This window comes from Mucilaginibacter sediminis (genome assembly GCF_051903035.1).
Taxonomy (GTDB): Bacteria; Bacteroidota; Bacteroidia; order Sphingobacteriales; family Sphingobacteriaceae; genus Mucilaginibacter.
This window is the reverse complement of sequence record NZ_CP170602.1, coordinates 3,281,578-3,296,135: the sequence shown is the minus strand read 5'-3', so window position 1 is coordinate 3,296,135 and position 14,558 is coordinate 3,281,578. Positions and strand designations below refer to the sequence as shown.

Annotated in this window: 17 protein-coding genes; 6 read left to right on the top strand and 11 right to left on the bottom strand. The window is 43.2% G+C overall.

Annotation, left to right across the window (positions count from 1 at the left end; all coding sequences use genetic code 11):
* Positions 1-4: 4 nt before the first annotated feature.
* The 10 genes from ACFGVS_RS13165 to ubiE all read right to left on the bottom strand — a co-directional run bounded on the left by ACFGVS_RS13165 (position 5) and on the right by ubiE (position 8,661).
* Entirely contained in the window at positions 5-484 is a 480-nt protein-coding gene (locus ACFGVS_RS13165) for a hypothetical protein (RefSeq protein ID WP_439698973.1), read from the bottom strand.
* A gap of 12 nt (positions 485-496) precedes the next feature.
* Positions 497-1,450: a hypothetical protein gene (locus ACFGVS_RS13160; RefSeq protein WP_439698972.1), complete on the bottom strand. Its 954-nt coding sequence runs from the start codon at positions 1,448-1,450 to the stop codon at positions 497-499.
* A 61-nt stretch (positions 1,451-1,511) separates the two neighbouring features.
* Positions 1,512-2,066, bottom strand: coding sequence for an RNA polymerase sigma factor (locus ACFGVS_RS13155; RefSeq protein WP_274212024.1), 555 nt, complete (start codon positions 2,064-2,066; stop codon positions 1,512-1,514).
* Positions 2,067-2,093: 27 nt separating this feature from the next.
* Positions 2,094-3,059 (bottom strand): transketolase family protein, encoded by a 966-nt coding sequence (locus ACFGVS_RS13150; protein WP_090651298.1) that lies wholly within the window; start codon positions 3,057-3,059, stop codon positions 2,094-2,096.
* A gap of 138 nt (positions 3,060-3,197) precedes the next feature.
* Complete coding sequence (locus tag ACFGVS_RS13145; RefSeq protein WP_274212025.1) at positions 3,198-4,043, bottom strand: transketolase; 846 nt, start codon at positions 4,041-4,043, stop codon at positions 3,198-3,200.
* Positions 4,044-4,099: 56 nt separating this feature from the next.
* Positions 4,100-4,561, bottom strand: coding sequence for a thioredoxin-dependent thiol peroxidase (bcp, locus tag ACFGVS_RS13140; protein WP_274212026.1), 462 nt, complete (start codon positions 4,559-4,561; stop codon positions 4,100-4,102).
* 14 nt (positions 4,562-4,575) lie between these two features.
* Positions 4,576-6,297: a M23 family metallopeptidase gene (locus ACFGVS_RS13135; RefSeq protein ID WP_439698971.1), complete on the bottom strand. Its 1,722-nt coding sequence runs from the start codon at positions 6,295-6,297 to the stop codon at positions 4,576-4,578.
* Between the two features lie 165 nt (positions 6,298-6,462).
* Positions 6,463-7,074, bottom strand: coding sequence for a fumarylacetoacetate hydrolase family protein (locus ACFGVS_RS13130; protein ID WP_439698970.1), 612 nt, complete (start codon positions 7,072-7,074; stop codon positions 6,463-6,465).
* Positions 7,075-7,198: 124 nt separating this feature from the next.
* Positions 7,199-7,882, bottom strand: coding sequence for an outer membrane beta-barrel protein (locus ACFGVS_RS13125; protein WP_439698969.1), 684 nt, complete (start codon positions 7,880-7,882; stop codon positions 7,199-7,201).
* Positions 7,883-7,929: 47 nt separating this feature from the next.
* The gene (gene ubiE, locus ACFGVS_RS13120) at positions 7,930-8,661 is read right to left on the bottom strand and encodes a bifunctional demethylmenaquinone methyltransferase/2-methoxy-6-polyprenyl-1,4-benzoquinol methylase UbiE (RefSeq protein WP_090651292.1); all 732 of its coding nucleotides are present in this window, start codon (positions 8,659-8,661) and stop codon (positions 7,930-7,932) included.
* A gap of 213 nt (positions 8,662-8,874) precedes the next feature.
* Between ubiE and ACFGVS_RS13115 the strand changes: the two genes are divergently transcribed.
* Positions 8,875-10,248 carry a Gfo/Idh/MocA family protein gene (locus tag ACFGVS_RS13115; RefSeq protein WP_439698968.1) on the top strand — a complete coding sequence of 458 codons (1,374 nt, stop codon included), beginning with the start codon at positions 8,875-8,877 and terminating at the stop codon, positions 10,246-10,248.
* Between the two features lie 40 nt (positions 10,249-10,288).
* Positions 10,289-11,026 (top strand): 3-keto-disaccharide hydrolase, encoded by a 738-nt coding sequence (locus ACFGVS_RS13110; protein WP_439698967.1) that lies wholly within the window; start codon positions 10,289-10,291, stop codon positions 11,024-11,026.
* A gap of 235 nt (positions 11,027-11,261) precedes the next feature.
* Here the strand turns inward: ACFGVS_RS13110 and ACFGVS_RS13105 are convergent, their stop codons facing one another.
* Positions 11,262-11,747, bottom strand: a complete 486-nt coding sequence (locus ACFGVS_RS13105; RefSeq protein WP_439698966.1) for a VOC family protein — start codon at positions 11,745-11,747, stop codon at positions 11,262-11,264.
* A 138-nt stretch (positions 11,748-11,885) separates the two neighbouring features.
* Between ACFGVS_RS13105 and yihA the strand changes: the two genes are divergently transcribed.
* The 4 genes from yihA (at position 11,886) to ACFGVS_RS13085 (ending at position 14,380) form a co-directional block, all read left to right on the top strand.
* Positions 11,886-12,509 (top strand): ribosome biogenesis GTP-binding protein YihA/YsxC, encoded by a 624-nt coding sequence (gene yihA, locus ACFGVS_RS13100; protein WP_439698965.1) that lies wholly within the window; start codon positions 11,886-11,888, stop codon positions 12,507-12,509.
* 8 nt (positions 12,510-12,517) lie between these two features.
* On the top strand, positions 12,518-12,868 hold the full coding sequence (locus ACFGVS_RS13095; protein ID WP_439698964.1) for a hypothetical protein: 351 nt from the start codon (positions 12,518-12,520) through the stop codon (positions 12,866-12,868).
* A gap of 64 nt (positions 12,869-12,932) precedes the next feature.
* On the top strand, positions 12,933-13,787 hold the full coding sequence (locus tag ACFGVS_RS13090) for a UbiA-like polyprenyltransferase (protein WP_090651286.1): 855 nt from the start codon (positions 12,933-12,935) through the stop codon (positions 13,785-13,787).
* Entirely contained in the window at positions 13,775-14,380 is a 606-nt protein-coding gene (locus tag ACFGVS_RS13085) for a Crp/Fnr family transcriptional regulator (protein WP_439698963.1), read from the top strand. The genes ACFGVS_RS13090 and ACFGVS_RS13085 overlap by 13 nt, the downstream gene beginning before the upstream one ends.
* Positions 14,381-14,558: the final 178 nt, after the last annotated feature.

Here is a 14,558-nt window from a genome sequence, read left to right as displayed (position 1 = left end):
ATGACTAATTCCCCGCCCTTTCGCTGCTTTCGCTTAGGCGTTTAATCAGCTCGTCATTAAACTCCTGCTCGCTTTTGTAAAGCATGCTCACCTTTTCGGGGGGCAGAATTTTGGCAAAGGCATCTCTGTAACGTTTGCGGATAGCTACCAGTTGACTTTCGTAATAAATTTCCTTGTCTATCTGTTCGGTACCGTTTGATGCTGCTTTGGAGTTGTTTAGGCGTTTTAAGATGCGTACAGCTGTCAGTTCCTGCTGATACGAGCGGTATAGTGGCCAAAATTTTCGGCCTTCCTCGTCGCTTAAATCAAGCTGCCTGCTAATGTAGTTGTTACGGGCTGCCTCAAGCTTGGCACCTGTTCCTTTTTTAAGCTTTGTATTAGGGGTAATCCGTCCGCCCGGCACCAGTTGTGCCTGCGCACGCGACTGATAGCCCACCGCTATAAAAAAGAGTACTATAAAAATATGCCTGATCAATTTAACCATTAAAACTCCTTATTAATTAGCATCTATATAATCCGACAGATTTTCGTCCACGTTTGAACTGTTACTTTTTTGGTTGGCATCTATCAATGTGCGGGTGTCACTTGCGTCGCTGTGCAATTCCAGGTAGCTTTTTATTTCATCTACAGGCACAGAAGAAACCTGCTCATGTAAAAACGAGTGGTTATGATCTGGCACAGAATTGCCTTTAAGCAAAACAGTAATGCTTATTAAAACCGCGAAACAAGCAGCGGTAGCATACCTGAAAGTGCCCGATGCCAGCATCTTGCGCACAATACTGCGTTTGTCAACAGTTTGTTTAAAGCTGATAACATTGTCGGTTTCTTCAATCTCAACCGTTATAACCTCGTTAACTGTTTTATCTAAAATGTTTTGGCTTAGCTGCTCAAAATAATTTGCCGGCACGGTAAAGGTTTCGGCATCATTATTCATCAGCTCCTCTACCGCTATGCGGCTTTGGATGTTGCTGCTTAACTCGTCGAAATAATTTTCAGGTACAGCAAAACCTTCATCCTGGCCATCCATGTATTCTTCGATGGCCACCCTGCTTTGGATGTTATTATTCAATTCCTCGAAATAATTTTCGGGAACGCTAAAGCTTTCAGCTTCATTATTCACGTACTGCTCAATGGCAATTCTGCTTTGGATTTGGCCGGCTTGTTCGTCAAAAAAATTTTCGGGCGTAGTAAAACCGGTCTCTTCAGTATCTAAAGCTGCCTGGATATTAATGCGGCTTTGTATGTTGCTGTTTAATTGTTCAAAGTAATTTTCAGGAATAGTAAACCCTTCGGATGAGCTTTTAAGCTCTTCCAGCCTGATGCGTGATGTTATGTGCTGCGCTAATTCATCGAAATAGCCAGCAGGCACTAAAAACGGGTTGCTTGCGTCAACCTGCTTTAGTGACTTATAGTCATCCAGCCATTCCCTATTGTCCATATCGCTTTTCATACATAACTATAGATGAACAAAGTGCTAAAAGGTTTAACGTAATTCTGAATTAATTCTGAATTTAATCTTTCGAGATTAAATATGCTTCTATCTTCTTGACTGCCAGGTGAAAAGAGGCTTTTAAAGCACCTACGCTTGTACCCAATACTGCCGAAATTTCTTCATACTTCATATCCTCATAATATTTCATATTGAATACAAGCTTCTGCTTTTCGGGCAGGGTAAGCAATGCCTCCTGCAATTTACGCTGTGCCGCATCTCCGTTAAAATAGGTTGAATCGGCCAGCGTATCGGCAAGTTCATAAGCAACATCATCCAACGAAACATTATTTTTAAGTTTTTTCTTATTCAAAAAAGTAATGCATTCGTTGGATGCTATGCGGTACATCCAGGTATACAGCTGAGCGTCATTTCTGAAGCCCAGCAGGTTTTTCCAAACTTTTACAAAAACATCCTGGGTAAGGTCGTCTGCATCGTCGTGGTCAATAACCATACGCCTTACGTGCCAGTAAATTTTTTGCTGGTATTTTTTAAGCAACAGGTTAAACGCTTCGTTACGCGTTTTTTCGTCCTGGAATTTGCTTAAAATCTCTGAATCTTCTACCTGCACCAACATTTTATAATTTTTATAGTTAAATGCTATTTAAGCATTTTTGTTTTTTCTTTCGATCACCTTTTTGGCCGCCAGCACAATATGTTCTGCATCTAAACCATATTTAGTCATCAATTGCGCAGGTGTGCCGCTTTCGCCAAAGCTATCGTTCACCGCTACAAATTCTTGTGGGGTAGGGTTGTTAACCGCCAGCAATTGCGCTATGCTATCGCCCAAACCACCAAGGCGGTTATGTTCTTCGGCAGTAACCACGCAGCCTGTTTTAGCTACCGATTTTAATACAGCTTCGGCATCCAAAGGCTTGATGGTGTGAATGTTAATAATCTCGGCATCAATACCCTCTTCTGCCAGTTTTTCGCCGGCTAAAATAGCTTCCCAAACCAGGTGACCGGTAGCAAATATAGTAACATCTGCGCCTTCGTTCACCATCCACGCTTTGCCAATCTCGAATTTTTGATCTGGATCGGTAAAAATAGGAACAACCGGACGGCCAAAACGCAGGTAAACCGGACCTTCATATTCGGCAATAGCCATGGTGGCCGCTTTAGTTTGGTTATAATCGCAAGGGTTAATTACGGTCATTCCAGGCAGCATTTTCATCATGCCTATGTCTTCCAGTATTTGGTGGGTGGCACCGTCTTCACCTAAAGTCAAGCCGGCGTGTGATGCGCAAATTTTAACGTTTTTGTTTGAGTAAGCTATCGACTGGCGAATTTGATCATAAACCCTGCCTGTTGAAAAATTGGCAAAAGTACCGGTAAAAGGTATTTTACCGCCAATGGTCATACCTGCGGCAATACACATCATGTTTGCTTCGGCAATACCAACCTGAACAAAACGCTCAGGGAATTCCTTTATAAAATCATTCATTTTTAACGATCCGATAAGGTCGGCACAAAGTGCAACCACCTGGTCGTTTTTTCTGCCGGCTTCCAGCAGCCCGGCGCCAAAGCCCGAGCGGGTATCTTTTTTATCTGTATAAGTATACTTTTTCATTTTAGTTGAGATAGGGTTTTACGTGGTACGTTTTACGTTCTGCGTGTTATTTTGAATGGTGTGCTTCTGATGTGCTTATTTCCTGGAAAACGTAGAACGTAAAACGTCCAACGTACAACCTAAAAAAGCATGCACGGCCTAATAGTCGCCCAAAGTTTCTTCCAATTGTGCTAAAGCTAATTTAAGCTGTTCATCATTTGGTGCGATACCGTGCCATTTGTGGCTGCCTGCCATAAAATCTACGCCGTAACCCATTTCGGTGTGCATCAATATCATAATAGGTTTACCCTGGCCTGTGCGGCTTTTAGCCAATTCCAATGTTTTAACAACATCGGCCATATCGTTACCTTTCATTTCCAAAACGTCCCATCCAAAAGCTACCCATTTGGCATGCAGATCGCCTAACGACAACACTAAGTTGGTTGGCCCATCAATTTGCTGTCCGTTAACGTCAATGGTCGAAATTAAATTATCAACCTTGTTGTGTGGCGCAAACATGGCTGCTTCCCAAATTTGTCCTTCCTGTAATTCGCCATCACCATGTAAGGTATATACAAGCGATTTATCTCCATTGAGTTTCTTGGCCAAAGCCGCGCCGATGGCAACAGATAAACCCTGGCCTAATGAACCCGATGCAATGCGTACTCCCGGTAAGTGCTCGTGGGTGGTAGGGTGACCTTGTAAGCGTGTATTTAGTTTGCGGAAAGTTGCCAGTTCTGCCTTATCATAATAACCGGCATGTGCCAGGGTGCTGTAAAACACCGGCGAAATATGGCCGTTTGATAAAAAGAAAAGGTCTTCGCCAATACCATCCATGTTGAATTTAGGATCGTGGTTCATCGCCTCAAAGTATAGGGCGGTAAAAAAATCTGTGCAACCTAATGATCCACCAGGGTGGCCCGATTGACAACCATGTACCATACGTACAATGTCGCGCCTGATTTGCGACGCGGTTTTTTCTAAGTCTTGAATTGTTGATTTCATTATAAATTTAGGAAACTGAACGGCTAAAGTAAAAATAATTATTGTTCTTTTAACACTTATTTTACTAAGTCGAGTACTTGTTGTGATGAGTTCTTGGTGTCTACCTTGCTGATAACGTGGCTAATATTGCCATCGCCGTCAATAATGAAGGTAGTGCGGGCGGTGCCCATATATTGCTTGCCGTACATGTTCTTCTCTACCCAAACCCCGTAGGCTTCTACAATAGATTTTTCTTCATCGGCAATAAGGGTAAAGGGAAGGCTATACTTGGTTTCGAATTTTTTATGCGATTTTTCGTCGTCGGTGCTTACGCCAATCACTTCGTAACCCTTGCTAAGTAATGATTGGTAGTTATCCCTGAAATCGCACGATTCTGCCGTGCAGCCAGGGGTATCATCTTTAGGGTAGAAATATAGGATCACATTTTTGCCCTTATAATCAGATAACGATACGGTATTTCCGTTTTGATCTTTTGCTGTAAAATCCGGGGCTTTATCGCCTTCTTTTAATGTTGACATAAGTTTTTGAAGTGTTATCGGTAAAAATTCGCAGTAAAATCTGTAAAATTATTTTTGTTATCTACCAGCACCAATTTAAATGTATGCTTACCCGGTGCGATATCGCCGCCAAAGGTATAATTTAGAATTTTAGTTTTATAATCCAATTCCATTAAAACCCACTTATTATCAATGGTTCCGGTGTAAGTTTTGATGCCCGAAAGGTTATCACTCATCCTGAAGCTGATGGTACGGGCAGCTTTCATATTGCTGCCATCGCGGATGTTAAGCGGGTGGATAACCGGTGGCACGGTATCCAGTTTAATAAAATAATCGCCAAAGGTGCTGGTCTGGCTTTTTACCCAGCCGTCCTGGTAGTAACCGCCTACGCAGCCCATGGTAGTGCTTACAATAACGGCCTTATCAGCATACTTGCCCAGGTCGACTTCTGGTTTTATCCACAGCTCATAATTTTCATGAATAGGGGTAAGGCGATTATGGATATGGTGTAATGACGAGTAGGCGCCCATTGGCTTTGCCGAAATGGAGTAGATAAAATCAAGGTCGTCATACAAATTGCCAGGCATCACAATAATCTTTACCTTATCGGTACCAAACTCGCTTTTTGTATCATAATGAAAAAGGGTGCCTGCTATTTTATTGGCCACTGGATTAAAAGGGCTTGCCTGTACTTTTAACTTTAAGGTTGATGTGTTGCCGGCAACATCTTTAACAATGTATTCAACCTCGTGTAGTGAATTATCATTAAAGGTGATGATGCCCCTGTTAACAGCTTGCGGATAAAGCGAAATATGGCTGCCCGGCATTATGAAGCATTTTTGCATCCATCGTCGCTCCAGCGTATATGATGGATAATCGATATATGCGTTAATGGCATGTGTTTGATCGAACGCGAAACGCTCGACCGCGAAGGTGTACACCGTTTGGCCATCCAGCTTTAATTCCAGTGAATAGATGCCGTTGTGGTTGGCCGATGTACTGTTCATGTCGGTTGTGTTGATGCCAAAACCGATGTTGCCGCTTAAATGGAGCACTTGTGGTTTAGTCAGGTGGTAATTACCGGCAGCGCCACTTACCGCCATAAACTCGCGCGGTGTTTTTTCGCTGAACGGATTGCCATTTAAGTGATAAATGCCGATGGAGCTAATGGTAGGCGGTACCTGGTCTGGAATTGTCAATCCAAACAATTGTGGGTTGATAGTTTCTTCCGTTTGGGTATCCCTGATTTCGAAATGCACATGCGGGCCGGCAGATGCGCCCGCGTTGCCGGAGAGAGCCACTACATCATTTTTGCAAACTGTAACCTGGGCAGGGGGCAATTTAAAATCGGCCTCGTAAGTTTGATGCTCGTATTGATAAGCTTTAACCAGCGCCGCTACGGCAGGCGTAAAAGCTTGTAAGTGACCGTATACTGTTGTATACCCATTAGGGTGCGTAATGTAAATAGCCCGCCCGAAGCCGCCAAATTGAACCCGCACCCGCGAGATATACCCATCGTTTACAGCGTATACCGGGTAGCCTGTACGCTGGTTGGTTTTAAAATCGAGCCCGGAGTGAAAATGTGCGGGCCTTAGTTCGCCAAAAGAGCCAGCGGTAGTGTGCGGCAATAAATCGAGCGGGTAGCGGAAATAATTTTGAGGATAAGTTCTGCTTTGAATGGTGGCTGTTTGCGCCGGTAGCTGTGTGTATATGCCTAAAAATAATATCGAGAGGAGGACAATTGTTTTTTTTACCATGCTTGATAGCGGAATAATTTTAATTTGATAATGTTATTATTTCCTAACGTAGAGACGCATAATTGCGTCTCCCGGCAGACGAGCGGGTTTGCACGGCATTGTTAATTTGCGTGTGTGATTTGCATGCGGGAGACGCAATTATGCGTCTCTACAATAGCAACTTGCTTACTTCACCCAAAAATCCAGCATTTTTTCATCCCCGATATATCCTTCCAGCCTGTCGCCAACCTTTACCCGGCCTACACCTGCAGGTGTGCCGGTAAATATCAGGTCGCCTTTTTTTAGGGTGATATAGCGGGATACAAAGGCGATGATGCTCTCGAAGCTGAAAAGCAGCATGTTGGTATTACCCTGCTGGCGGGTTTCACCGTTGATATCCAGCTTGAAATTAATATTATAAATATCGGCAAATTTTGATTTGGGTACAAAGCTGCTGATAGGCGCCGAGCCATCAAAAGCCTTGGCCAGTTCCCAGGGTAACCCTTTTTCTTTATGGCGGGCCTGGATATCGCGGGCGGTAAAATCAACTCCCAGGCCTATCTCGTCATAATAACCGGCGGCAAATTTTTCGCCTATGTGCTTGCCTTCCTTGCTCACTTTAAGCACCAATTCAATCTCGTGGTGAATATCCTCCGAAAAATCGGGATGATAAAATGGCTTGTTATCTTTTAAAAGCGCAGTGTCGGGTTTCATGAAAATAACCGGGGTAGTTGGCACCGGGTTATTTAACTCTTTGGCATGTTCGGCATAGTTGCGGCCTATGGCAATAATCTTCATATATACGATATGCTTAAATGCCAAAGCTAAAAAAAAAGGTTGAGTTCGGTTGCTTCGCGTGTAGATGAGGGTGCCGCGCGTAGCGCCGGTACGCGGGTTTTAGCCACCCGGGCAATAAACGGTTTTACTCAAAAAACAAACTAAACATTACCGTATGCAACGACAACTTACTGATAGGTGCCGAAAACGGGTGATTCTCGGGCACCAGGATATTGCCAAAGGAGTTGGATACTTTGATTTGTGGCGACAGCTTAAAAAATTCGAAATAGATATCGCAGCCCAGGCCCGCTTCGTAGGAGCTAAAACCGCCAACGTTTTTAACCATCTTATCTAAAGGATCAAGATTGGTTTCATCCTTTTTGGTGCCGATGGCCTTGGTGTATTTTACTCCACCTAAAATATAAGCGCGAAAATCGCCCAGCCTGTCGGATTTTATTTTAAAAGATAGAGGCACTTCCACCGAAGTCGTTTGAATTTGCTTTACCTGGTTCTGGTCGGGATTGGCGTAAGTATAACTCAGGTTCCGGTCGGCAAAAACCAGTGATGGGGTTACACGTACTTCAAAATGTTCGGTTAAGGTGTAGCGGGTTAAAAAGCCGATGGCAAAGCCGGGCTGGCTTTTTGAGCCTATGCTGTTTACCGAGTCGGTAATGTTTTTGTTGGTGGCGGCGTCAAAAAAGGGTTTGCGCCAGTCGGGCTTTTTAACTATCCGCAGGTCGCTGCTTACATAACTAAAGCTAAAACCAAAGCTCAGGTCTTGCTGATCGGCCCCTCCGCCCCATGCCGGTACGTATTGTGCAAGCGACATTTTGCTGCAAAATAAAAGGCATAAAAGTAAGAGGTACCGGTTTTTGATCATTTAACACCTGTGTATATCGAACAAATTCCAAACGCCAACGGCCTGTGTTTGGTATTTTTAAAACCTACTTTATCCATTAAAGCCACAAAATTTTTGCCATCGGGGAAAGCGGCAACCGACTCGGGCAGGTAGCTATACGCGCGGGAGTCTTTACTGAATAACTTGCCGATACCCGGCGTTATATAGTTAAAGTAAAAATTGTACAACTGTTTTATAGGGAATGCTTTCGGTTTTGAAAACTCCAATACCACAGCTTTGCCACCAGGTTTTAAAACCCGTTGAATATCGGCCAGGCCAACTTCCAGGTTCTCGAAATTGCGTACACCGTATGCCACTGTAACGGCGTCAAATTCATTATTGGCAAAAGGCAGCTTCTCCGAATCGCCCAGTTTTACTCCAAATTTATCGCCCAGACCACGTTTAGCAATTTTTTGCTCAGCAATGTCAAGCATCCCGCGTGAGATATCTACACCAACAATTTTTTCGGGCTTCAGGATCTTTAAGGCCTCAAAGGCAAAATCGCCGGTGCCGGTAGCTACGTCGAGGATCAGTTTGGGCCGATCTTTTTTTAATTCGTTGATAGCTTTTTTGCGCCAGATGATATCGATGCCTAAAGACATGAAATGGTTCAAAAAATCATATGTTTTTGATATATTATTGAACATATCGGCCACCTGTTCTTTCTTGGTGGCCTGCTCATTATTGTACGGAGTTATGGTTTTGCTCATTTTATAATGTGCGCAAAGATAATGATTGTATGTTGATTGATTTTATCTGGTTGGATTAAGTTGACAGGCTTGTGTAAATGTTAAGTCAATTCGCTAATTTTAAAAACCAATTTAAGGCTAAGCAAATGCAGCAAGGCTATCCTTTAAAAAGGAGAACAATTTTTCAGGCTTTCTTTAAATTAAAATTATACATCAATTGATTGTCCCTTATCTATGAAAGAAAAACAAGAATCCTCGCGCCGGAGTTTTATTAAAAAATTAACCACAACCACTGCCGCCGTTGCGGTTGGCAACAGCCTGTTTGCATCGCAAAGTACCGTTAAACCCTTCGCCATATTAAAAAGGCAATTGGGTTATGAGCTTAACGATCAGATTAACATTGCCTTGATAGGTGCTGGTGGTATGGGCAACAGCGATACTGATACAGCGCTAAAAGTTCCCGGCGTAAAGCTGGTAGCTGTTTGCGATTTGTATGATGGCCGCCTTAAAGATGCCAAAGCCAAATACGGGGCCGATATTTTTACCACCAGGGTTTATAAAGAAATCCTGAACCGTAAAGACATTGATGCCGTAATAATTGCCACGCCCGATCATTGGCATCAGCAAATATCTGTTGATGCCATGCATGCCGGCAAACATGTATATTGCGAAAAACCCATGGTACATGCCATTACCGAGGGCCCGGCAGTGATAAAAGCCCAACAGGAAACCGGGAAAATTTTCCAGGTGGGCAGCCAGGGCGTATCATCGTTAGGTAACGAGAAAGCGCATGAACTGTTAAAAAGCGGTGCTATCGGTCAGCTGAATTATGCAGAAGGATTTTGGGCGCGCCGCGAACCGCTGGAGGTTTGGCAATACCCCATCCCGGCAGATGCATCGCCCCAAACGCTGGATTGGGAAACCTACATCAGCAATACCAAAAAACGCCCCTTTGATGAAAAAAGGTTTTTCCGCTGGAGAAACTATACCGATTACGGCACCGGCATGGCAGGCGATTTATTTGTGCACCTGTTTTCGAGCCTGCACTTTATAACCGACTCGATGGGGCCGAATAAAATTTATGCATCGGGCGGGCTGCGTTTCTGGAATGATGGCCGCGAAGTGCCCGATGTATTGTTGGGTACTTTTGATTACGGCAAAACCCAGGCGCACCCGGCATTCAACCTTTCGCTGAGGTGTAATTTTGTGGATGGCACCAGCGGCACTACCTATTTAAAACTTGTAGGCAGCGAAGGATCTATGGATATTACGTGGGATAAAGTAACCCTTAAACGCAACAAAACTTTTGCATCCGACGATCCCTTTTATTTAGATAAATTGAAGAAAGCCGGTGTTGGGTATGCCGAACGTAAAAAGATGTTGCCGCCTGAAGAAATTACGTATGATGCCGATAAGGGTTATATGGGCGGTCCTTATGATCACATGGTCAACTTTTTTACTGCCATCCGTAATAATGGCAAGGTAACCGAAGATGCCGTGTTTGGTTATCGCGCTGCCGCGCCTGCCCTGTTATGCAACGATAGCTATTATAATAATAGTCCCATGTTTTGGGATCCGGAGAAAATGCAGGTTTCGAAGAAGAGTTAAGAATTAAGAGTCAAGACGGAAGAAAATTCAATCAAATCTAATGAAACAACAATTGAAAAAACTGGGGTTGGTAATGGCTGCGGCGGCTTTGGTTTGTGTGCAAACATCGGCGGTTAGTGTAAAAGTACCGCCGCACGTAAAAAAAGCGGCTGTTAAAAGGGGCCCATGGGTAAACCTTTTTGATGGTAAAACTTTAAATGGCTGGCATAGCTTCAACAAAAAAGGCGAGGTTAAAAACTGGACCATTGTTGATGGCGCGCTGGTTTGCCTGGGCGCGGCCGAAGGCGATACCGGCGGCGATATTGTAACTGATAAAGCTTATACCAACTTTGAGCTGGAGTGGGAATGGAAAATTGACAAGGGCAGCAACAGCGGCGTACTATACCACGTAATTGAAGACCCGAAATACCATGCCACCTATAACACCGGTCCCGAATACCAGATCATCGACGATGAAGGCTGGCCCGACAAATTGGAAGAATGGCAAAAAACGGGCTGCGATTATGCCATGTACCTGCCCAACACCCTTAAAAAACTGGAACCTGTTGGTAAATGGAACATCAGTAAAATAGTATTCAACAATGGCCATGTAGAGCATTGGCTAAACGGATCGAAAATAATAGCTTTTGAAGCCTGGACCGGCGAATGGAACAAGAAAAAAGCCGAAGGTAAATGGAAAGATTACCCCGACTATGGCGCCGCTAAAACCGGTTTAATTGCCCTGCAGGACCATGGGCATAAGGCGTATTTCCGTAACATCAGGATAAAAGAGTTATAACACGATTTAGGGATTTTGCAGGATTGACAGGATTTTTTCTTTTTTTCTGAACTCGGATTAAGCGGATTTATCAGATTGTGCAGGATTTCATGGAATGGTCGGCTGCCATTACGAAAAAATCTATCTCAAAATTAGAAGCTTGCAAATCAAAATCCAAAAAATCTGATAAATCCGCTTAATCCGAGTTCAGACTTACTCGGACAATCAAAAAAATCCTGTCAATCCTGTACAATCCTTAAATCGTGTTCAAAAGCCCTTCAATATCCAGCCTCCTGGTAAACATGGTCAGATCGCCATTTTCATCAAGTGGCCAGTTTTCTTTTGGCCTGTCCCAGTAAAGTTCAACACCATTCTGGTCGGGATCATTTAGGTAGATGGCCTCGGATACGCCATGATCTGATGCGCCGGTGATGGGGTATTTGGCATCAATCAGCCGCTGCAAAATTGCAGCAAGATCCTTACGTTCGGGGTAAAGTATAGCAGTATGGTATAAACCGGGTGCATATTCCGGCGCGGGCGAAGCGCCTTTACTGTGCCAGGTATTTAAGCCAATATGGTGATGATACCCCCCGGCAGATATAAACGCGGCCTGGTCGCCATACATAGCCATTTTATCAAAACCAAGCAAACCGCAATAAAAATCAAGGGATTTTTGCAGGTCGCTTACCTTTAAATGCACATGACCAATGCGGGTTTGGGCTGGTATTTTATAATTGTTCATTTTTTACATGTTTAAACATCAAATTTAGGTATTATTGCATTTACATTTGTTTACCTATTGTAAACAAGCTAAGGCACATTGGTTCATCAAGTCTAAGGCTGCCACGTGCTGGCAGTTAAAAATAATTACCTTTGCAGCATGATTGTTAAAACGGCCGAATTTATTTGCAGCAATACCCAAATTTCGAAGCTACCGCCGCCCATTAAGGCCGAGTACGCTTTTATAGGGCGCTCAAACGTAGGCAAATCTTCGCTGATCAATATGCTCACGCAAAAAAAGGGATTAGCCAAAACATCGCAAACACCAGGTAAAACCCAGTTGATAAACCACTTTTTTATTAACGACAGCTGGTATATTGTTGATTTACCCGGCTACGGATATGCCCGGGCATCCAAAACAAACAAAGCCAACTGGAATAAATTTATCCATAACTACCTTGATAAGCGCGAAAGCCTGCAATGCGTTATGGTATTGATAGATAGCCGCCTGGAACCACAAAAAATAGATATCGAATTTTGTAACTGGCTGGGCGAAAAAGGCTTGTCGTTTGTACTGGTTTTCACCAAGGCAGACAAGCAATCGAGCGTAAAAACCGACCAAAACATAGCCAAATTTAAAAAAGCCCTGCTGGAAACTTTTGAAGAAGCCCCACAATACTTCATCACCTCGGCCGAGCTGCAATTGGGCCGGGACGAGATTTTGGATTTTATAGATAATATTAATAAGAGTTTTGTGGTACCACATTATGAGCCGAGAGATTAGACGTAAACATGGGTTTAGATTTATCGCACGTTAGACCTACAAAAGATGAAGGTTTAGAAGGTTTCACTAAAGATGAACTTAGTGCTAATCCAGAATACATCGCTCGTTATAATGACTGGTTTCACAAAGATGATGATGGTAATGACGTACTTTACTTTGTGGAAAAAGGTTACCAAAGAAAAGGTGTAATAAAAGAATTTTATGCAGATTTCGAGAACTGTGTTCCTTATTTCGAAAAACGATCAGTAGAAAAGGTTATGATTTATTTGGATTTAAATAGTCCTTTTAGTGCTGATTTTAAAAAGAATTTTGTTGATAATTTTATTGAGGGCGAAAGCATGTTTTATGCTTCGTGGTAGTGTTCAATATATCAATTTTTGAAAAGCAAATTTTATACACGTTAAAAGTGATTTTTAGTATAACATGAAAAAATACCTTTCATTAGTAACATTTACCCACACCATCTTTGCCATGCCGTTTGCATTTATCGGCTTTTTTTTGGCGGTAACCACTACGCAACACACTTTCGATTGGCGCAAGCTGGTGTTAATGGTGCTGTGCATGATCTTCGCCCGCAACTCGGCCATGGCTTTTAACCGCTATCTGGATAGGGACATCGATGCCCAAAACCCACGCACTAAACAACGGGATATCCCGGCGGGGCGTATCAGCGCGGCCTCGGCTTTAACCTTTACATTGATCAACTGCGGCTTGTTTATAGCAGCCACATTTTTTATCAATCCTTTGTGCTTTTACCTGTCGCCAGTTGCTTTATTTGTGGTAATGGGCTATAGTGCTACCAAACGCTTTACCGCACTTTGTCATTTAGTTTTGGGCCTGGGCTTATCCTTAGCTCCCATCGGCGCTTACCTGGTAGTGACGGGCGAATTTGCGTTAACACCCATATTTTTCTCACTTTCGGTTTTATGTTGGGTTAGCGGATTTGATATTATTTATGCCCTGCAGGATGAAGATTTCGACCGCAGCCAAAACCTGCATTCTATCCCCGCTTATCTGGGTAAAGTAAATGCATTACGGCTGTCAACGTTTTTGCATGTGTTGTCGGCTTTATTTATAATGATGCCGGTGTTATTTACCCATGTTGGTATCTTATATTACGTAGGCATAGCGTTTTTCTGCGCCATGTTAATTTACCAGCACCTGTTGGTAAAACCGAACGATTTGAGCCGGGTAAACTTTGCATTTATGACCACCAACGGTATTGCCAGTGTTGTATTTGCCGTATTATTCCTGTTAGATAGAATATGGACGCGCTAACGGCCCTCAACAAATTCAGGGAGCATTTTCATTTATATGTAGTGCTTACTGATGACGAATGGAGTATACTTTCCGGGTACCTGGAAGTAACCGCCCTAAAAAAGAAAAAAAACTTTGCCGAGCCGGGAAACGTATGCAACCACATTGGTTTGGTTGTAAAGGGTGCGGTAAGGTACTTTCATGTTAAAGATGGCGAAGAAATAACCGGGTATTTTAGTTTCGAGGATGAGATGCTCAGCTCCTACAAAAGCTTCCTTACCCGCCAACCAGGTTTATTCTATATCCAGGCTTTGGAAGATTCGCAAATTGTTACCTTGAGCCATAATGCCCTACAGGAGGTTTGCGCCAACCAAATAATGAGTTTCAAAATGGAGCGCTTTGGCCGGCTAATGGCAGAACACTATCTTATTTGCTATGAAGACCGTGTAGCCTCTTTCATCACCCAAACACCCGAAGAACGCTACCATAAATTACTTGAAACCGGCGGCGAAGTAATGCAGCGCATCCCTCAACATTATATAGCCAATTTTTTAGGCATCACCCCGGTTTCGCTTTCGCGGATCAGGAGAAGGATTATGAAGATAAGCGCCTGATGAGCTTTAAAGCGGAAGGCTTAAGGCCAAAAGCTAAGTTCCGCAATTCAACTAAAATGTCTAAGTCATCTGCACATCTGAAATCTGCACATCAAATCCTGTATAATCCTTAAATCGTGTTTTTATTATCTTTTGTTAACGTTTTGATATTCATAGCCACCATATCTTTGGATAAACA